Consider the following 18473-nt stretch of genomic DNA (forward strand, 5'->3'; position numbering starts at 1 on the left):
TCGGTGCCGTATTCTGCGTGCTCGCTTCCCTTCAGCTTTCCGTTGCGCTGCGACTTACCGGCGGTCGTCGGGCCTGACGGCATCCCGGCGACCGTAGGCTGCTGTCCGCTTTTTCCTGAATTTACCGACACGTGACGGAACGGATCATGCTGAAGAATCCCGAAATCAAATATCGCCCCTTTATCTCGCCCATCGAATTGCCGGATCGGCAATGGCCGAACAAGCGGCTCGCCGAGGCACCGCGCTGGCTTTCCACGGATCTGCGCGATGGAAACCAGGCGCTCGCCAACCCGATGGATGTCGAGCGCAAGCTGCGCTTCTACGACATGCTTCTAGCCTCCGGTTTCAAGGAGATCGAGGTTGCGTTTCCGTCGGCATCGCAGATCGAGTTCGATTTCGTCCGCGCGCTGATCGAGGAGGATCGCATTCCCGAGGATGTGACGATCCAGGTGCTCACCCAGGCGCGCGCCGATCTCATCGCCCGCACCTTCGAATCCCTCGTGGGCGCGCGCAAAGCCATCGTCCACCTTTACAATGCGACGGCACCGCTCTTCCGCCGCGTCGTTTTCGGTATGGAGCGGCACGAGATCGTCGATCTGGCGATCAGCGGCGTCACGGCGATGCTGGAGGAAAGTCGCAGACAGCCTGACACCGATTGGACCTTCGAATATTCGCCGGAAACCTTTTGTTTTACCGAGCCGGATTTCGCCCTGGAAATCTGCGAGCGCGTGCTCGATGTCTGGCAGCCGACCGTGGAGCGGCCCGCCATCCTCAACCTGCCGGCAACGGTGGAGGTGGCGATGCCGAATGTCTATGCCGACCAAATCGAATGGTTCTGCCGCAATATTTCGCGGCGGGAAGCCGTCATCATCAGCATCCATCCGCACAACGATCGCGGTACGGCGGTGGCCTCGGCCGAACAGGCGCTGCTAGCTGGCGCCGATCGCGTCGAAGGCTGCCTCTTCGGCAATGGTGAGCGCACCGGCAACGTCGATCTGGTGACGCTGGCCCTGAACCTCTACACCCAGGGCATCGATCCCGGCCTGACCTTTCCGTCGATCCGCGACGTGGTCAAGACGGTGGAATATTGCAATAGGATCTCTATCCACCCGCGCCATCCTTATGCGGGCGAGCTGGTGCACACCGCATTCTCCGGTTCGCATCAGGATGCCATCCGCAAAGGGTTTGCCGCACACGAGCGACGCAATGACGGCATCTGGGAAATGCCCTATTTGCCTGTCGATCCCGCCGATATCGGCGAGAGCTATGAGGCCGTCATCCGTGTCAACAGCCAATCGGGCAAGGGCGGTGTCGCCTGGGTCATCGAGCAGGATAAGGGCTTGAAGCTGCCCCGCGCCATGCAGGTCGATTTCAGCAAGCGGGTACAGCTTCTCGCCGATAGCACCAGGCGGGAACTGACGGCCGAGGATATCTGGAAGGCGTTCGTGCACGCCTATCATGTCGATGATGTCGAAAGCTTCGAGCTTGTCGATTACGAAGGCGGCTTCCGCAAGGGCGCCGGTGCGGAGCGCATTTTCACCGGCCGGATTCACCATGGCAGTCGGGACGTTGCCGTCAGCGGCCGCGGCAACGGGCTCATCTCGGCGGTGCTTGCCGCGATTGCCGAAACATTCGGCGTGACGCTCGGCGTTATGGACTATCAGGAGCATGCGCTTCGCCGCGGAAGCGATGCGAAAGCGGCTGCTTATCTGCAATGCGTCCGGCCGGACGGCACCCAGATTTTCGGCGTTGGCATCGATGACGATGCTGCGACCGCAAGCGTCAAGGCCGTCCTCAGCGCTGCGAATGCGGCGGGTTGACGATGTGGCGTATCGCTTGTCATCGGCCGAAGCTGGGCCGATGACGACCAGCTTTGGGCGCCACGGCCGGCCGTCTCTATCGTGTCTGGTCAATTTGCTGTAACCCGGCTCGGTAGCGAACGATCGGTTCGACGAACGGCACGGCCGATCTCGATGACCGGGCCGGGATTCCATCAAAAGACGGGCTTAGCGATAGCGCCAGCCGCCGTGCCACCATTCGCGATGTACCCAGTAGCGATGTCCGTCCCAGTAGCCGCGGCCGGGATAAAACACGCCATAGGCCGGAACTGCAGGCACGACCACAACCGGGCGCCCATTCGGGCGGCAATAGCCATAGGGGCCGCGATGGAAGCCGATGCCGCATCCGTCGCGAGCCTCGGCCGGCGAGATCGCGGCGAAGCTGGCAGCTGCTGCAAAAGCCAGCAAGATGATCTTTCTCATGATGTCCTCATTCGTCCTAAAGGAGGTTTGATGCTGTTATCCCTTCAGTGCTTAAACGGCTGCGATCGGTAAATCCGTCGCTGCGTTCGATCATTTTGCATTCACATGAGGGAGGCAGGCATTTGAGGCGCGCCGGTCTGCAGGCCTGCAATCCGTGCTGAAGAACCGCTTTGGGATCAGGACTGAACTTCAAAGGTTTGACGTGCGGGGTGGGACTGTGAAGGACACGTCTTTGCCGCAGGTATCGGTTTTTTGCCGACCAGAGGCATGCGCCGTATCAAAGCGCGCCGGACGGCCAGAATTGCCTTGTATTGCTCTCCCAGGCGTAGGCGGCCATCGGAATCATAGGCAAAGAGGAGATGCCGCCGCGCAAAGGCGTGCGCCAGCCACAGGGTGAAGGCGACGCCGACGCCCCAGCCCATCAGCGTGTCGCTCGCCCAGTGGGCACCGACCCATTGGCGCGACAGGCAGATCAGGACGCCGACCGGCATGAATATGGGGCGAAGGCGAGGGAAGACGAGCGCCAGCGACATCGCCATGGCGCCGGCTGTTGCCGAATGTCCGGAGGGAAAGGATGCGAAGTCGGCGTCTAGGGCAAGAGGACGAAAATAAAAGGCGCCGTTCGTCTGCAGGAGTTCCGGTCTGGCACGGCCGATGATGTTCTTGGCGAGCGAAGCGACAATGCCGCCGCCGGCAACCGCCAGGAAGACGAATACAGCCGCGGTGGCGATGAGGTCTGCCCCGGTTCGCATCGATTTGCGCAATTTGTACGCGGGAGCAAGGATGGCGAACATCAGCAATGTGCCGCTGAATGAGAGCACCAGCAGCCCTGTGCCGAGGCTGCTGATCCATTTCGCCATTCCGCGCAATTGCTCAGGGAACGATTTCATCCAGACGCCCAAGGGGTAGTCTGAAGTCGCCATCACGAGCAATGACAGGACAAGGAAGACGGCGATGATGGTGATAGGGCGCTCGAGAAATGCGCGATTCTCGGGAGGCGCGATGGCAGGGGTATTGAAGAAACATCGGACGCCACCGATCAGACGCCTGCGACAGGTTTTCGCGGAATGCTCCAGCGCCTCTTTCATGACCTCCTGTTTCCGCTGCCATGCCTGCATGAAGCCGACTTCCCATTGCTGCCGATCATTCGCTGATGCCCGCGAATAAGGCCTTACGCTGTGTTTCCCTTGGTGAAGGCTGCTACAGCAATACGCTGACAGGTGCCTGAAAGCTGCCATGCAGCGCGTCTGCAGCGCCGAGCGGCATGCATTTCAGCCGTTCGGACAACTAACTGCGACATTGGCCTCTCGTCGGGCCAGATTCACTTTTCTGAATATCGCAATGCCGGCAGGAAAAGCGGACGAAGCAAAAAAGGCTTTTTCGCCAGAGAGATAGCAGCGGAATTTCGCAGCCGCGCTCACAAAGCGAGGGGAGGATTGCCTCGGCTGCCTTTTTTAGCGACAATCAGGGCAGCGTTCGGTGGGAGGAGCCAGATGCACGAATATTCGGCGCATGCGGATCAGGTCTACGCGTCCGCGCAATCGGCCGCGGCAAGTTCTTCAGTCGTCGCATCCTGGCGTCGCTGCATGACCATGCATCGCCTTGCGCCGGAAGATAAGCGTCTGCCGATACGACTGGCCGGCCAGGAATTCCAGGCGGCGCTGGAGCGCTCGCAGCGGTTGGTCGCCGAGGCTTCGAACGAACTGGACCGTCTTTTCCTTGCGGTCGGCAAGGCCGGCTGCTGCCTGCTTCTCACCGATCGAGACGGCATCGCGCTCGAGCGCCGAGGTGCTGCCGGCGACGACAAGGAATTCCACGACCTTGGCCTGTGGACAGGTTCCGTCTGGACCGAAGCCAGCATCGGCACCAATGGCATCGGCACGGCGCTTGCCGACGAGCGGGCCGTTGCGATCTTTCGCGATCAGCACTTCTTCTGCTCCAACATCAATCTCAGCTGCACCACGGCGCCGATCCGCGATCATCGCGGCCAGCTTGCCGGCGCGCTCGACATTTCGAGCTGCCGCGACGATGTCAATGATGCGACCCTGGCGATCCTGTCGCAGACGGTGCGCGATGCGGCGATGCGGATCGAGCTCAATCTTTTCCGCAGTGCCTTTGCCGGTGCCCGCTTCGTCATGGTGCCGACGGAGACGGCCTCCACCTCCGCGCTGCTCGCCGTCGACCGCAACGATCTCGTGCTCGGCGCGACACGGGCGGCCCGCCTTGCGCTGCGGCTTGACGATCATCGCATCGCGGCGGGAATTCCTGCTTCCGATATTCTGCGCGAGCAGGGAGCCGGGGGTGAGGATCTCCTGGAGGCCGAACGCGCCGCCCTGCTCAGGGCTCTTTCGCGCGCCAACGGCAATGTCTCGCAGGCGGCCGCGGCGCTCGGCATGAGCCGTTCGACGCTGCATCGGAAGATGAACCGGCTCAATCTGCACTGACCTCTAAAGACGGAGCATTTGTTCAGGCAGATGTCGCAGGGTTGCGACACTGTGCGCTGCAGCATTACCCGATGGGCCTACCGTCCGAAAGCATATGCACTCAGACTTCTCCCATGGGTTCGTTGACCGGACCTGCCGACCAAGGGAGGATGGCATGCTGCATCAGAAGATCGTCGAATCTCCGTTCAAGCTGAAATATGGCAACTATATCGGTGGCGAGTGGCGCGAGCCGATTGCCGGCAAGTATTTCGACAACCTCACGCCGATCACCGGCGGCAAGATCTGCGAGATACCGCGCTCCGATGAAAAGGACATCAACGCCGCGCTCGATGCCGCCCATGCGGCCAAGGATAAATGGGGGAGGACGTCCACGACCGAGCGCTCCAATATCCTGATGAAGATCGCCCAGCGCATGGAAGACAAGCTGGAAGTGCTGGCGCAGGCCGAAAGCTGGGATAATGGCAAGCCGATCCGCGAAACAATGGCAGCCGATATTCCGCTCGCGATCGACCATTTCCGCTATTTCGCCTCCTGCATTCGCGCCCAGGAAGGCTCGATCGGCGAGATCGACTACGATACGGTCGCATATCATTTCCATGAGCCGCTCGGCGTCGTCGGCCAGATCATTCCGTGGAATTTCCCGATCCTGATGGCCGCCTGGAAGCTTGCGCCGGCACTGGCCGCCGGCAATTGCGTCGTCATCAAGCCTGCGGAGCAGACACCGGCCTCGCTGTTGGTCTGGGCCGAACTGGTAGGCGAGCTCCTGCCGCCGGGCGTGCTCAACATCGTCAACGGCTTCGGCCTCGAAGCCGGCAAGCCGCTGGCTACCAGTCCGCGCATCGCCAAGATCGCCTTTACCGGCGAGACGACGACGGGCCGGCTGATCATGCAATATGCCAGCCAGAACCTGATCCCCGTCACGCTCGAACTTGGCGGCAAGTCGCCGAACATCTTCTTTGCCGATGTCGCGGCCGAAGACGATGATTTCTTCGACAAGGCGCTCGAAGGCTTCGCGATGTTCGCGCTTAACCAGGGCGAAGTCTGCACATGCCCCAGCCGCGCCTTGATCCAGGAATCGGTCTATGATCGCTTCATGGAGCGGGCCGTCAAGCGCGTGGAAGCCATCAAGCAGGGCAATCCGCTTGATGCCGCAACCATGATCGGCGCCCAGGCATCGAGCGAGCAGATGGAGAAGATCCTCTCCTATCTCGATATCGGCAGGCAGGAAGGCGCCGAGGTGCTGACGGGCGGCGCGCGCGCCGATCTCGGCGGCGAGCTGTCGAGCGGTTATTACATCAAGCCGACCATCTTCAAGGGGCACAACAAGATGCGTGTGTTCCAGGAGGAGATCTTCGGCCCGGTTGTTTCTGTGACGACCTTCAAGGACGAGAAGGAAGCGCTTGAGATTGCCAATGACACGCTCTACGGCCTCGGTGCCGGTGTGTGGACCCGCGACGGCAATCGTGCCTATCGCTTTGGCCGTGAGATCCAGGCCGGTCGCGTCTGGACGAATTGCTATCATGCCTATCCGGCTCACGCGGCCTTCGGCGGCTACAAGCAATCGGGTATCGGGCGAGAGACGCACAAGATGATGCTCGATCACTACCAGCAGACCAAGAATATGCTGGTGAGCTACAGCCCGAAGGCTCTGGGTTTCTTCTGAGACCTCCCAATCAAGCCGTCAAGGCTCCCAGCCGCGGCCGGGAGCCTTCAAGCATTTACAGGCGGAGATGGAGGATCATGATGAACGACGGTGGATCGGAACCGCGGGTGCTCGCGACCGACAAGGCGCTCGAGCTTATCCGCGAGATACAGCAGGATCATCCGGATATCCTGTTTCATCAGTCGGGCGGCTGTTGCGACGGCTCGTCGCCGATGTGCTATCCGGCAGGCGAGTTCATGATCGGTGACAACGACGTCAAGCTCGGCGAGATTGGCGGCGTGCCGGTTTATATCAGTGGCAGCCAGTTCGAGGCCTGGAAGCACACACAGCTCATCATCGACGTCGTGCCGGGACGCGGCGGCATGTTCTCGCTCGATAATGGACGAGAGAAGCGGTTTCTAACACGCTCTCGTCTCTTTGGCGGCGGTGAAGCCTGCGCAATCCCGGACATCAGCCGTGCGCCGGCGCCGTAAGCAAGGTCATAAACGGCGTGTCGTATTCCCCTAATACCCGCGACCGTAGAGGCTTTGATAGAGTGCTGTGCGTTGGTTTTGAGGGAGGAAGCGATGCGAGCAGCGAAGATTTTGATGATCACCGGTGATTTCACTCGCAGCGTATCCGGTTTCCGGACATCGCCGTGTAGAAAATGACTTTCACCGGAAATGCAACTTTTAGAGAATATCTCGCGCGGGCCTATATCCTGGGTTATGAACCCTTAACTAACCTCAGGTAGTATTCCGATCATCGACTATCGCATGAGGCATAGGGCTTTGCGTCAAGCTTCCATGAGGGAGAGGCTGTGGCGCTTGAGGATAAGCGATGACAGCGATTTCAAACGTGCCCTCGGCGGCCTTGGCCATTCTCCAGCAATTGAATAAGGGCACGACAATGACGGAGCAGTCTCCGTCCGCCGCCGATAGTCTTATTGCGGCGGCGACCGGCCAAGTGAATAAAGTGGCCGTTTCCAAGCAGCCCACACAGGCCCAGTCGAATGTCTCGGAAGCCATGTTCAGCATGAGCAGGGACAGCATCGCCAAGCAGAAGCTTGATCTTATCGAGCGGACGGGCCGGGCTCTTGGGGTTAAACGAAGCGACTATTCCTCCATGGACGAGTTTGTTGCAGCGATGAAAAAGGTCTATGGCGAGATGAAGGTGCAGGCTGGTGGCATGGGAGCGTTTCATGTGCTTGAAAGGCAGCTCGGCCTCGATAAGCTTGGCCTGACGATCGAAGACGTTATCGAGAGCGCTCAAGACGGCGGCAGCAACGACAAGGTCACGAAAGCCCTCGAAAGACAGGCGAAGAAAGAAAAGGACGAGGCGAGCGGAACCGGATCGGATGAGGCTATCCAGATCGATGCGGCGGCTGCCACTCTCTACGGTCTGCTTTCGTTCAACTGACCTGGTTTGTCAGTCGCGGAATCGCGCTCTGGCGGTGCTATCAGACGACTTTTGACAAGCTCGGCTGCCGCATCCGCCGCAGTTTCCATATAGCTTGGATCGCGATGGAGCAGCACCACGGCAAACGCGCCGTCGAGAAGCAGCATGATCTGGCGCGCGAGCGGCAGGGCATCATTGCCGGCTCCAGCCTCCATGAAAGCCGAACCCAGCCAATCCTCGACGCGCTTCTTGTGGGCGCGGGCAGCCACCAGGGCCGGATGGCCGGGGAGATTGATGAGCTCCACCGAGGTGCGCAGGAAGCCGCAGCCCTTCCATTTGGCGCTGCGCGCCGACTGTGCCAGATGGTGAAAAATACCGGCGACTTTCTCGGCGATATTGCCGTCCGTTTCCTCGAACCAGCGCTTGAACAGAGCCAGGTTAGGCTCGTCGCGTGCTTGCAGATGGGCGGCGATCAGGTCGTCCTTGCTGCGGAAATGATAATAGAGAGTGCGCTTGGTGACGCCCGCCTTTTCGGCGATGGCGTCGACGCTGATCGCGCGGATGCCGTCACGATGGAAGAGCTTTCCGGCGGCCTGAAGAATGCGGTCGCGTGTCGGCTGGGAACGGTCTCTCATAGCCTAATGTATACCGGGTAGTGAATATACACAACGCAGCGCTCGCCTCATCTTGGCGGTCATGAGCGAACGAGCAATTCCATCTGCGGATGCAAGCAATCTGCCGATTTCCATTCCCTGCCGGGATGGCGTCGTTCTCGGCGGCCATCTGTGGCTGACCGGGATGAACAGACCGGAAGGCAGCGTCATTATCAATCCTGCCACGGGCGTTCTAGCGCGCTACTATCATCGTTACACGCAGTTTCTGGCCGGGCATGGGTTCGATGTGCTGACTTACGATTATCGTGGCATCGGTCAGTCACGCCCGCAACGGATGCGGGGTTCGGGCTATCGCTGGCGGGATTGGGGTGAGCAGGATTTCGACGCCGCGCTTCAGCTGATGGCTGCTTATCGGCGCGGCGGCCCGCTCATGGTGGTCGGCCATAGCGTCGGCGGTTTCCTGCCGGGATTGGCCGAAAGTGCCCCGATGATCGACAGAATGCTGACGGTCGGCGCCCAATATGCCTGGTGGGGCGATTACATGCGCGGCAGGCGAGCGGCCCTGTTCCTGAAATGGCACATCGCCATGCCTGCAATGACTGCGATCTGCGGCTATTTTCCCGGCCGCCGGCTCGGCTGGCTTGAGGATCTGCCGAAAGGCGTGGCAAACGAATGGAGTTTTCGCGGGCGCCGGTTCGAGCGCAGCCATCCGAGAGACGAGCGAGAGGCCGTGCTGCGTCGCATGGCGGCAGTCAAAGCCCCGATTTTGGCCGTTGCGGTTTCGGACGACGAACTCGGCACGATGCCGGCCATCCGCCGCACGCTGAGCTATTATACCGGCGCGCAATGCATGCCGGTGTTGCTGAAACCGGCCGATTTCGGCCGCGATGCGATCGGCCATTTCGGCCTGTTTCATGATCGCTATGCCAGCAGCTTCTGGATCGATACGCTGTCCTGGCTGCGGGAAGGCAGTAATCCCTGGCCTTCCCGCGTGCTGCCGTTGGAGAATTCCTCGCACCTTTGAAGGCTCGGGCCAGCGTGGCTAGCAATCAGCGGATCAGCGACCGACCCATTATCCGGATTCCCGAATTGTAAAATCGCAATTTGCGGCTTAATTCCTTTGTTCGGCAATCTTACATATCGCAATGAATATGTATCGGCCTGCGCCGGCTGGGGGGTAATGCATGCATCTTGGTGATTACGCTGCGCTCGGGCATTCGGAGTTGCGCGTCAGCCCGCTTGCACTTGGGACCATGTCGTTCGATGGGGATTTTGCCTGGCATTCGCGCGATAAGGCTGCGGCGATTCTCGATCGCTATCTTGATCTCGGCGGCAATTATCTCGACACCGGCAATGGCGACGTAAAAGCGGGTGGCCAGACGGTTGTCGGCAATTACTTTGCGCAGAACTCGATAAGGCGCGACCAGCTCGTCGTCGCTGCCAGGTTCAACGCCGATCGGAATGGCGAAACATCAGGCCGCAAAGCGGTGATCGATGGGTTCGAACAGGCCCTGCGGCGGCTTCGCACAGACTATCTCGATCTTTATTGGCTGAACAATTGGGACATACAGGCTCCGCTGGAGGACATACTCGCGGCGCTGCACGATCTCGTTCAATCCGGAAAACTGCGCTATTTCGGCATCTCCGATGCGCCGGCCTGGAAGGTGGCGCATGCACATCTGCTCGCACAATCCCACGGCTGGTCTCCGTTCATCGGCCTGCAGATTGAATATTCACTTGCTGCAAGGCTCTTCGAGGTCGAGCTCATTCCGATGGCACGCGGATTGGGGCTCTGCGTGGTATCGCATTCGCCGTTGAATGGTGGGCTCATCAGCGGAAAATATACGCGCGCTGACAATGCCCGGCTGAGGTCGGGTCAGGCGGCGCAATTGGCGCAGACGCCCGGCGAGGAGGATTTCGAAATCGTCGATGCCCTGATCCGCGTAGCAGGCGAGCTTGGCACCAGTACCGCTCGCGTCGCCCTTGCCTGGGTCATGGCGCGCACGGCCGTGTCGTCCACCGTTATCGGCGTGCGGAGCATGGAGCAGCTGGAGGAGGATATTGGCGCACTCGATGTCCGCCTATCGACAGAGCAGACCATGACCCTCGATGCGCTGACGATTCCGAATCACACGCTTGCCCCATCACTATTGCTGCGCGAAGCCGCCCCTGCCTGCGCCTGGATAACACCCCGGTAAGCGTCGGTTTCTCTTAACGATCGTTCCTCCAAGCTAAGTTGCCGATATCGAGACGAGGAATGGCATGAGCGGTAGGTACGCCGCAGCCGCTGAATGTGAACCGGAACGTCCTGTCCGGGCGGTTCTGGCCTCAAAAAGGCTTTCTTCTACTAGTAGTCATTGTTGCCTCTGCTCTGCACGCGCAGGCGTTGCTGCCCCAATTCGTTGTTCATGACATTCGGGGAATGCCCGCGCTGCCTCTTTTTGAAGAAGCTCGAGGAGACAGGAAATGAACAGGAACCGTGCCGAAGGCGCAGTCAAGGAAGCAGCCGGAAAGCTGACCGGGAACGCGCGTCGCTGAAGCCGTCGGCGCGAACGCTTCTTCTCGCGATTTATCGAGGCTTCTGATGCTCTTTCTGGCCAAGCTGTCATCGCTGACGACATCACCGGATAGAAGTGCGATCTGCGCGGCGATCCGGTGCCTCATTGCTTATGCCAAAGGACTGGAAGATTGCCGTATCGAGGTTGTCGCCGAGGAGGGGGCGATCGTCCTGTCCGGGGTTGCGCCATCCGATCAGGCACGGCAGCAAGCCATCGCGATTGCCGGCGATTATGCTGGAACCCGCATCATCAACAACATCGTTATCCACGCCGATCGCGGCCCTTCCATCGAGACCGGGATCAGCTCGTCGAATTCCCCTGCGCCGTCCGGGCCGCCCGCGGCGCTCAAACCGCCGAAGGAGACGTCATGAAAAAGATCATCATCACGGCTGCGGCCATTGTCCTGGCTTTCGGTTCTGCGGCTTCCGCCGCCAGCAGCCAGCAACACCATCCGAAAAGGCAATCGGCGCAAGTCGCCTCCGAGCCCCGGCAACGCCTTGGAACGCTTTCCTGCGAAGTCGCAGGCGGTGTCGGCATGATCATCGGTTCCAACAAGCAGGTCAGCTGCACCTTCAAGCAGCGAACCGGCAGGGTCGAACGCTATACGGGCGCGATCGGCAAGCTCGGGATCGACATCGGCGTGACCCGCAAGACCTATCTGAGCTGGGTCGTCATCAACACCGCGCCTACGCGTGTCGGCGATGGTGCCCTGGCAGGCACTTATGTCGGCGCATCCGCCGGTGCTTCCGTTGGCCTCGGTCTCGGAGCCAATGCGCTGGTCGGCGGCAATTCCAAGAACTTTGCGCTGCAGCCGCTGAGCGGCGAGGCCGGAACCGGCCTGAATGTCGCAGCCGGCGTTTCCCGGCTGCAGTTGCGCCCGGCCAGCTGACGCAGATCGACAGCGGCGCGGTTCCCAGCAACCACGCCGTTTCTGCCTTGCCCTGGAAGCCGGAACATCTCCCCGCCCTGGACGAAGATGGTGTCGAGATCTGTTCGGATCATATCTGAGGGGCCAAAGGCACAGTGGCTACGGCTATGGCTATGCGCGGTAGAATTCGATCATTGCGCGTTCATCGCTGCTCATGAAGTGAACCAGGTTTTCCTTGCGCGATGAAGTTCTCTTTCTGCGGGTATTTTGATACTTTTAATAGTAACCTATATCGCCTTTATTAGCATTTGCATCCTAGGATAGTTGCCCAGTAAGGCAACCAGATAGTCATTCGATGTCCGAGTTTGGAAAGCCGCCGTATATCCCGGCCCTTGACGGTTGGCGCGGACTGGCCGTCTTGCTGGTGTTGGCGGGGCATTTCGGCGGTGATCACTACCTTCCGAATCTTGGATCGCGGGTGTCGACCTGTTTTTTGTTCTTTCCGGACGCCTTATGGCCGATATCCTCTTTGTGAGGAAAATGCCTCTCCGGGTTTTCTTCTTTCGGCGATTCAGCCGTGTTTATCCCGTTCTATTGTTATTTGTTTTCATAAATGCAGCCGTTTTCTGTTCGACTCCGCTGACACCCGGCGTCGTGGGAGTGCTCTCTGCACTTTCTTTCACGTTGAATTACCTCATAATCGACAGCGGTAGCTTCATCCCGGTATTTGACCACATCTGGTCATTGTGTGTGGAGGAGCACGGCTATGTCTTGCTTGGCCTGCTGGCCTGCTTGTTTCGTGGTGCCAATCACCGGTTCATTGGACTTTTGATATTAGGCCTCGGCTTTGCCGCCATCGCCGACGGCATCTTACAATATGATGGTTACGGACAGAATCCATTCACAGTCTTTTGGCCGAGCCATGTGGCGGTCGCGCCGATATTGATTTCCGCCGCATTATTCCTGCTGCTTGGGCAGTATCGCTATCGGCCGGCCATGGAGTGGTTGGTGCCCTTGGCATTTTTCTGCGGCCTGGCGGCGCGCCTTTTCGCCGATGCCGCCTGGTTGTTCTTCGGTGCAAAAATCATGCTGTTGGCGCTCGCCGTCTGCATGATCGAGAGAGCTGCGCGCTTCTCCGCAATATTGTTTGAAGGGGTTATCTTCCGGCAAGTCGGCCGGATGTCATTTTCAATCTACTTATGGCAGCAGCCATTCTACATCCTCGCCCGGCAAGGTCTGCTATCCCAAGTTCTCGCGCTGGTTCTGGCAATGTGTTTCGGGTTGCTGAGCTATTACCTGATCGAGCACCCAAGCCGCACGCGATTGAATGCGTGGTTTGAAAAAAGCAAACAGCAAGGCGCTGCTTTGAAAATCGGCTGAAACGGGCGCGACCAATTTTGGTCGCGCCCGATGCTTTTAACTTCAAGCGATGTCGAAGCGGTCGGCGTTCATCACCTTTGTCCAGGCGGCAACGAAGTCCTGCACGAACTTCTTCTCGGCATCGGCCTGGCCGTAGACCTCGGCGAGCGCGCGCAGCTGCGAGTTGGAGCCGAAAACGAGATCGACGCGCGTCGCGGTCCACTTCACGTCGCCGGTTGCGCGATCGCGGCCTTCGAAGACGTCCTTGGCATCGGAAACCGCCTTCCATTCCGTGCCCATGTCGAGCAGGTTCACGAAAAAGTCGTTGGTCAGCGTTTCCGGACGCTTGGTGAAGACGCCGTGCTGGCTCTGGCCGACATTGGCGTTCAGCACACGCAGGCCACCGACGAGAACCGTCATTTCCGGAGCCGTCAGCGTCAGCAGCTGTGCCTTGTCGATCAGCAGCTCTTCCGAGGAGACGGTGTAGGCCCGCCGCTGGTAGTTGCGGAAGCCATCAACGATCGGTTCGAGAACGGCAAAGGCGTCGACATCGGTCTGTTCCTGCGATGCATCGGTACGACCCGGAGCGAAGGGAACAGCCACATCGTGGCCGGCCTTCTTCGCAGCCTGCTCGATGGCAACCGAACCGCCGAGAACGATAAGATCGGCGAGAGATACCTTCTTGCTGCCGGCCTGGGCATCGTTGAACTTCTTCTGGATGCCTTCGAGCGTCTGCAGCACGGAAGCGAGTTGGGCCGGCTGGTTGGCTTCCCAGTCCTTCTGCGGAGCGAGACGAATGCGGGCGCCGTTGGCACCGCCGCGCTTGTCGGAGCCGCGGAAGGTGGAAGCGGAAGCCCAGGCAGTCGAAACCAGCTGTGGGATGGTCAAGCCCGACGCAGCAATCTCGCCCTTGAGGGTGGCGACATCGTTGGCGTCGATCGCTGCATAATCGGCCGAGGGAACCGGATCCTGCCAGATCAGCTCTTCGCTCGGCACTTCCGGGCCGAGATAACGGGCGCGCGGCCCCATGTCACGATGGGTCAGCTTGAACCATGCGCGGGCGAAGGCATCGGCGAACTCATCCGGATTTTCGAAGAAACGGCGAGAAATCTTCTCATAGGCTGGATCGAAACGCAGGGCGAGGTCGGTCGTCAGCATGGACGGCGCGTGACGCTTGGACTTGTCGTGTGCATCCGGGATCGAGCCGGCACCGGCGCCGTGCTTCGGCACCCATTGATGCGCGCCGGCCGGGCTCTTCGTCAGTTCCCATTCATAGCCGAACAAGTTCCAGAAGAAGTTGTTGCTCCACTTCGTCGGCGTTGAGGTCCAGGTGACTTCGAGACCGCTGCCGATCGTGTCGCCGCCCTTGCCTGTGCCGAAGCTGTTCTTCCAGCCGAGGCCCTGTTCCTCGATACCGGCCGCTTCCGGCTCAGGACCGACATGGGCTGCATCGCCTGCGCCATGGGTCTTGCCGAAGGTGTGGCCGCCGGCGATGAGGGCGACGGTTTCTTCGTCGTTCATGGCCATACGGGCGAAGGTTTCGCGGATGTCGCGTGCGGCTGCAAGCGGGTCGGGATTGCCGTTCGGTCCCTCAGGATTGACGTAGATCAGACCCATCTGCACCGCTGCGAGCGGGTTTTCCAGATCGCGATCGCCGCTGTAGCGCTTGTCGCCGAGCCAGGTGTCTTCCGCACCCCAGTAGATGTCTTCTTCCGGTTCCCAGACGTCTTCACGCCCGCCGCCGAAGCCGAAGGTCTTGAAGCCCATGGATTCCAGCGCGACATTGCCGGTGAGGATCATGAGATCGGCCCAGGAGATGCTGTTGCCGTATTTCTGCTTGATCGGCCAGAGCAGGCGGCGAGCCTTGTCGAGGTTGACGTTATCCGGCCAGCTGTTGAGCGGCGCAAAACGCTGCGTGCCGGAGGAGGCGCCGCCGCGGCCATCGCCGGTGCGGTAGGTGCCGGCGCTGTGCCAGGCCATACGGATGAAGAGCGGGCCGTAATGACCGAAGTCGGCCGGCCACCAATCCTGCGAATCCGTCATCAAGGCGGTGAGGTCCTTCTTCAGGGCCTCCAGATCGAGCTTCTTGAACTCTTCGGCATAGTTGAATGCCGTGCCCATCGGGCTGGACAGCGCGGAGTTCTGGTGAAGAATCTTGAGGTTCAGCTGGTTCGGCCACCAGTCACGGTTCGAACGGGCCGAAACGCTTGTGTTTCCATGCGGAAACGGACACTTGCCGGCAGTTTCGACTTTGGTATCCATAATTGTCTCCCTTACGATAATTTGGGCTGTGACGACCGGAGGATGGATTTTGCGACCCTCTCGGTAAGTCGTTTGGTTTTATGACAAGCGTGACGACGGTATGTCCGACGCGTGAAAATCTCTCGTTGTACTGACCTCGCATAGAGCGGATTCGCGGAAAACCGACAAGGCCAATGCCCCCGCTTTCCCGATAGTCCGCGCATCGATGAATTGAACGCAGTCAATGCTCCCAATGTGAGCTTCGTGTGACAGGCGGCCGCATCTCATCTTTGCCGCGGGACTATAACCAAGGCTATCCATTAATTTAAGTTGGATTTCCTGATTGGCGCGATAAGATGAACTTATGACAAATTTGACCCTCAAGCAGCTCCGCTATTTCGAAGCTCTGGCCAGGCACGGCCATTTCGGACGCGCCGCCGACGTATGCGCCATCTCGCAGCCCGCCCTATCGATGCAGATCAAGGAATTGGAGGAGCAGCTCGGCACGAATCTTTTCGAGAGAGGTGCGCGCCAGGTACGGCTGACCAATTTTGGAGAGGCTTTCGCAAGCCGCGTCCGCAATATCCTGCGATCGGTCGACGAGCTGGGAGACCTTGCGCGCGCATCGCACAACCAGCCTGTCGGCCGGTTGCGAATCGGCATCATTCCGACGGTCGCGCCCTACCTGTTGCCGAGCATCATCGGCAATCTCACCCGTATCTATGACGGGCTCGATATCCATGTGCGCGAGACCTTGACGTCGAAACTGGTGGAGGAACTGGAGGAAGGTCGACTCGACACCGCCATTGTCGCCTTGCCGGTATCCGAGCCGTCGCTGACGGAAATCCCCCTATTTGCCGAAAATTTCGTGCTCGTGCGGCCGAGCGAGGATGAGGGCAAGCCGGTGCCCAACCGGGAGGCGCTTCGCGAAATGCGGCTATTATTGCTGGAGGAGGGGCATTGCTTCCGTGATCAGGCGCTGTCGTTCTGCAATATACAGTCGGCCGTTCCTCGGGAGCTGATGGATGGCAGCTCGCTATCGACGCTGGTGCAGATGGTCAGCGCCGGCATCGGCATCACCCTGATACCGGAGATGGCCGTGGCGGTGGAAACGCGTTCGGCTTCCGTTTCGACCGTGCGCTTCCAGAGCCCGCAGCCGTCGCGAACGATCGGGATGATCTGGCGCAAGACGAGCCCCTTGGCGAGGCAGCTCATGCAGATTTCCGAGGTGGTCCGGGAAGCTGCCGACGCAATGCGCGAGCAGCACGATTCGATTTGGCGCGCGCAGGATCTGGAGTTCGATGGCCGATTGCAACCGTCGGCTGCTCGCCACCCCAGCCTTGATACCGCCGATGACCGGGCTTCGCACCAGTAGGTTCAGCATCTCGCATTAACGCTGCAGGAAACTTTTCCACAGAAGGCGTTATTTCAAACGATTGAAAATATTTTAATCGTTTAAATAGTTTAATACCTTGATTTACAAAGAAACTCCTCCATGTCATGCCAGTAACGCATGACAATGGAGGTCGTGATGCAAGAGCTTGAAAGCGTAAGAAATGAAATTCCTACGTATGTGATTGATCGCCTCGAAAACGAATGGCGGGTAATGCAGACTCAGAATGTGCAGCTGGAAACCGGGCTGCAGACTGAAACGCCTGCAAATACAGGGCCTACAACGGGCGATAGTCTCGGATCCATCGATAAGTAGTATTTATGAAGGCAGGAATCGTGCCGCTCTCGCAGGTCCCGCGGCGCTATTGAAGGCATCGCATTCCGCCTTTTTCCATGACATCCAGAAAACGGATCAGCCCCGGCTTATCGCCAGGGCTGTCGTTTATTGCGGCGCCATTGGCGCCGGATACGATCGAGATAAGAATCGGTTCAGGCGTCGAGATAACGTTCCGCCAGCCGTGCCCACATGGCAGCCCCCACGGTGAGGTTCTCATCGGCGAAATCATATTTGGCGCTGTGGAGGATGGCTGAATTCAAGCCATTGCCAAGGCGCAGGAAACTGCCGGGCTTATGCTCGAGATAATGCGAGAAATCCTCGCTGCCGGGGATCAGACCGCAGGTGGTGACTTTATCAGCGCCGACGAGCTCCTCGGCAACCATTCGTGCGAATTCTGTTTCCTTCTCCGAGTTGACGACCACCGGGTGACCGTGGACGTAGTCGATCTTGGCGCTAGCGCCATAGCCGTCTGCGATGGAGGCCGTCAGTTTGCGGATGCGGGCCTCGAGCAGCTCGCGCACTTTCGGATCGAAGGAGCGGACCGTGAGTAGCATCTTCGCGCTCTCCGGAATGACGTTCGATGCCTCGCCGGCGTGGATGGCGCCGACGGTCACAACCGCCGTCTGCGTCGGGTCGACGCTGCGGGCAACGATCGTCTGCAGACTGACGACGAGGTTGCAGGCGACGACGACGGGATCGATGGTCAGATGCGGGCGCGAAGCATGGCCGCCCTTGCCTGTGATGGTAATCTCGACCGTATCGGCCGCCGCCATCAGCGGGCCGGAGCGCAACAGCCAGGTGCCTTCCGCAGCACCCGGATGATTGTGCAGCCCGAAAATGACGTCGAAGGGAAAGCGTTCGAACAGCCCATCCTTGATCATCGCCGGAGCGCCGCTGACCGCTCCCGCCTCTTCGGCCGGCTGGAAGATCAGGTTCACCGTACCATTGAAGCGGCGGGTACGAGCGAGATATTCGGCAGCTCCGAGCAATATGGTGGTGTGGCCGTCGTGGCCGCAGGCATGCATCTTGCCTGACACCTTGCTGGCATAGGGCTTGCCCGTCTGTTCCGTGATCGGTAGCGCGTCCATGTCGGCGCGGATCGCGATGCTCTTCTTGCCGGCTCCAACAGTCATGCGCGCAACGACGCCATGGCCGCCGACATTGCGGGTGACCTCGTAGCCCCAGGCCTCCAGCTTCTCGGCGACGAAACGCGCGGTTTCCGCCTCTTCGAAGGAGAGTTCGGGATTGGCGTGGAGATGCCGCCGGATGCCGGTCAGTTCGGCCTTCATCGGTTCGAAATCGGAAAGGCGGGCGAAATCGTTGTCGAGGGTCATGGCTTTCCCATTGGTTCGCTTGTGC

The 18473-nt window shown here is 59.7% G+C and carries 17 protein-coding genes; 12 read left to right on the forward strand and 5 right to left on the reverse strand.

Translation table 11 applies throughout. The features are described from left to right. Positions 1 to 146 precede the first annotated feature (146 nt). Positions 147 to 1820, forward strand: coding sequence for a 2-isopropylmalate synthase (leuA, locus tag PH552_RS07025; protein ID WP_285165768.1), 1674 nt, complete (start codon positions 147 to 149; stop codon positions 1818 to 1820). A gap of 186 nt (positions 1821 to 2006) precedes the next feature. Here leuA and PH552_RS07030 read toward each other — a convergent pair whose 3' ends face one another. Together PH552_RS07030 and PH552_RS07035 are read right to left on the reverse strand one after the other, a co-directional pair. Then, positions 2007 to 2261, reverse strand: coding sequence for a GCG_CRPN prefix-to-repeats domain-containing protein (locus PH552_RS07030; protein ID WP_285165769.1), 255 nt, complete (start codon positions 2259 to 2261; stop codon positions 2007 to 2009). A gap of 176 nt (positions 2262 to 2437) precedes the next feature. Beyond that, positions 2438 to 3379 carry a phosphatase PAP2 family protein gene (locus PH552_RS07035; protein ID WP_285165771.1) on the reverse strand — a complete coding sequence of 314 codons (942 nt, stop codon included), beginning with the start codon at positions 3377 to 3379 and terminating at the stop codon, positions 2438 to 2440. A 375-nt stretch (positions 3380 to 3754) separates the two neighbouring features. Here PH552_RS07035 and PH552_RS07040 point away from each other — a divergent pair, with 375 nt between their 5' ends. The 4 genes from PH552_RS07040 to PH552_RS07055 all read left to right on the forward strand — a co-directional run bounded on the left by PH552_RS07040 (position 3755) and on the right by PH552_RS07055 (position 7766). Next, a complete protein-coding gene (locus tag PH552_RS07040) occupies positions 3755 to 4705 on the forward strand; it encodes a GAF domain-containing protein (RefSeq protein WP_285165774.1) in 951 nt (316 codons plus the stop codon). Between the two features lie 154 nt (positions 4706 to 4859). Continuing rightward, entirely contained in the window at positions 4860 to 6368 is a 1509-nt protein-coding gene (gene adh, locus PH552_RS07045) for an aldehyde dehydrogenase (RefSeq protein ID WP_285165775.1), read from the forward strand. 80 nt (positions 6369 to 6448) lie between these two features. Beyond that, the gene (locus tag PH552_RS07050) at positions 6449 to 6841 is read left to right on the forward strand and encodes a DUF779 domain-containing protein (protein WP_112345177.1); all 393 of its coding nucleotides are present in this window, start codon (positions 6449 to 6451) and stop codon (positions 6839 to 6841) included. A gap of 346 nt (positions 6842 to 7187) precedes the next feature. After that, a complete protein-coding gene (locus PH552_RS07055) occupies positions 7188 to 7766 on the forward strand; it encodes a hypothetical protein (protein ID WP_285165776.1) in 579 nt (192 codons plus the stop codon). On the opposite strand, the gene PH552_RS07060 is transcribed toward PH552_RS07055, so the two are convergent. Further along, positions 7742 to 8380, reverse strand: a complete 639-nt coding sequence (locus PH552_RS07060; protein WP_285165778.1) for a TetR/AcrR family transcriptional regulator — start codon at positions 8378 to 8380, stop codon at positions 7742 to 7744. The genes PH552_RS07055 and PH552_RS07060 overlap by 25 nt on opposite strands. A 61-nt stretch (positions 8381 to 8441) precedes the next feature. Between PH552_RS07060 and PH552_RS07065 the strand changes: the two genes are divergently transcribed. The 5 genes from PH552_RS07065 (at position 8442) to PH552_RS07085 (ending at position 13165) form a co-directional block, all read left to right on the forward strand. Beyond that, positions 8442 to 9383, forward strand: coding sequence for an alpha/beta hydrolase family protein (locus PH552_RS07065; protein ID WP_285165779.1), 942 nt, complete (start codon positions 8442 to 8444; stop codon positions 9381 to 9383). A 160-nt stretch (positions 9384 to 9543) separates the two neighbouring features. Continuing rightward, positions 9544 to 10557 carry an aldo/keto reductase gene (locus PH552_RS07070; protein WP_285165782.1) on the forward strand — a complete coding sequence of 338 codons (1014 nt, stop codon included), beginning with the start codon at positions 9544 to 9546 and terminating at the stop codon, positions 10555 to 10557. A 386-nt stretch (positions 10558 to 10943) separates the two neighbouring features. Next, complete coding sequence (locus PH552_RS07075; protein ID WP_183761169.1) at positions 10944 to 11288, forward strand: BON domain-containing protein; 345 nt, start codon at positions 10944 to 10946, stop codon at positions 11286 to 11288. Next, a complete protein-coding gene (locus PH552_RS07080) occupies positions 11285 to 11806 on the forward strand; it encodes a DUF992 domain-containing protein (RefSeq protein ID WP_183761167.1) in 522 nt (173 codons plus the stop codon). Before PH552_RS07075 ends, PH552_RS07080 begins: the two co-directional genes overlap by 4 nt. 492 nt (positions 11807 to 12298) lie before the next feature. After that, positions 12299 to 13165, forward strand: a complete 867-nt coding sequence (locus tag PH552_RS07085) for an acyltransferase family protein (RefSeq protein ID WP_246698435.1) — start codon at positions 12299 to 12301, stop codon at positions 13163 to 13165. A 42-nt stretch (positions 13166 to 13207) separates the two neighbouring features. On the opposite strand, the gene katG is transcribed toward PH552_RS07085, so the two are convergent. Next, a complete protein-coding gene (gene katG, locus PH552_RS07090; protein ID WP_183761165.1) occupies positions 13208 to 15406 on the reverse strand; it encodes a catalase/peroxidase HPI in 2199 nt (732 codons plus the stop codon). Positions 15407 to 15749: 343 nt separating this feature from the next. Between katG and PH552_RS07095 the strand changes: the two genes are divergently transcribed. Both PH552_RS07095 and PH552_RS07100 read left to right on the forward strand, forming a co-directional pair. Further along, a complete protein-coding gene (locus tag PH552_RS07095; protein WP_183761163.1) occupies positions 15750 to 16760 on the forward strand; it encodes a LysR substrate-binding domain-containing protein in 1011 nt (336 codons plus the stop codon). A 156-nt stretch (positions 16761 to 16916) separates the two neighbouring features. Continuing rightward, positions 16917 to 17093, forward strand: a complete 177-nt coding sequence (locus PH552_RS07100) for a hypothetical protein (protein ID WP_169643266.1) — start codon at positions 16917 to 16919, stop codon at positions 17091 to 17093. Positions 17094 to 17266: 173 nt separating this feature from the next. On the opposite strand, the gene PH552_RS07105 is transcribed toward PH552_RS07100, so the two are convergent. After that, entirely contained in the window at positions 17267 to 18448 is a 1182-nt protein-coding gene (locus PH552_RS07105) for a M20 aminoacylase family protein (protein ID WP_183761160.1), read from the reverse strand. Positions 18449 to 18473: the final 25 nt, after the last annotated feature.

It is taken from the genome of Rhizobium aureum, assembly GCF_030182495.1.
Taxonomy (GTDB): Bacteria; Pseudomonadota; Alphaproteobacteria; order Rhizobiales; family Rhizobiaceae; genus Rhizobium; species Rhizobium tropici_C.

Coding starts and splice junctions, on each gene's coding strand:
- PH552_RS07085 (WP_246698435.1), top strand. CDS start 12,299: ATGGCCGATATCCTCTTTGTGAGGAAAATGCCTCTCCGGGTTTTCTTC.
- leuA (WP_285165768.1), top strand. CDS start 147: ATGCTGAAGAATCCCGAAATCAAATATCGCCCCTTTATCTCGCCCATC.
- PH552_RS07065 (WP_285165779.1), top strand. CDS start 8,442: ATGAGCGAACGAGCAATTCCATCTGCGGATGCAAGCAATCTGCCGATT.
- PH552_RS07100 (WP_169643266.1), top strand. CDS start 16,917: ATGCAAGAGCTTGAAAGCGTAAGAAATGAAATTCCTACGTATGTGATT.
- PH552_RS07050 (WP_112345177.1), top strand. CDS start 6,449: ATGAACGACGGTGGATCGGAACCGCGGGTGCTCGCGACCGACAAGGCG.
- PH552_RS07070 (WP_285165782.1), top strand. CDS start 9,544: ATGCATCTTGGTGATTACGCTGCGCTCGGGCATTCGGAGTTGCGCGTC.
- PH552_RS07075 (WP_183761169.1), top strand. CDS start 10,944: ATGCTCTTTCTGGCCAAGCTGTCATCGCTGACGACATCACCGGATAGA.
- adh (WP_285165775.1), top strand. CDS start 4,860: ATGCTGCATCAGAAGATCGTCGAATCTCCGTTCAAGCTGAAATATGGC.
- PH552_RS07035 (WP_285165771.1), bottom strand. CDS start 3,379: ATGCAGGCATGGCAGCGGAAACAGGAGGTCATGAAAGAGGCGCTGGAG.
- PH552_RS07095 (WP_183761163.1), top strand. CDS start 15,750: ATGACAAATTTGACCCTCAAGCAGCTCCGCTATTTCGAAGCTCTGGCC.
- PH552_RS07060 (WP_285165778.1), bottom strand. CDS start 8,380: ATGAGAGACCGTTCCCAGCCGACACGCGACCGCATTCTTCAGGCCGCC.
- PH552_RS07055 (WP_285165776.1), top strand. CDS start 7,188: ATGACAGCGATTTCAAACGTGCCCTCGGCGGCCTTGGCCATTCTCCAG.
- PH552_RS07030 (WP_285165769.1), bottom strand. CDS start 2,261: ATGAGAAAGATCATCTTGCTGGCTTTTGCAGCAGCTGCCAGCTTCGCC.
- PH552_RS07105 (WP_183761160.1), bottom strand. CDS start 18,448: ATGACCCTCGACAACGATTTCGCCCGCCTTTCCGATTTCGAACCGATG.
- PH552_RS07040 (WP_285165774.1), top strand. CDS start 3,755: ATGCACGAATATTCGGCGCATGCGGATCAGGTCTACGCGTCCGCGCAA.
- PH552_RS07080 (WP_183761167.1), top strand. CDS start 11,285: ATGAAAAAGATCATCATCACGGCTGCGGCCATTGTCCTGGCTTTCGGT.
- katG (WP_183761165.1), bottom strand. CDS start 15,406: ATGGATACCAAAGTCGAAACTGCCGGCAAGTGTCCGTTTCCGCATGGA.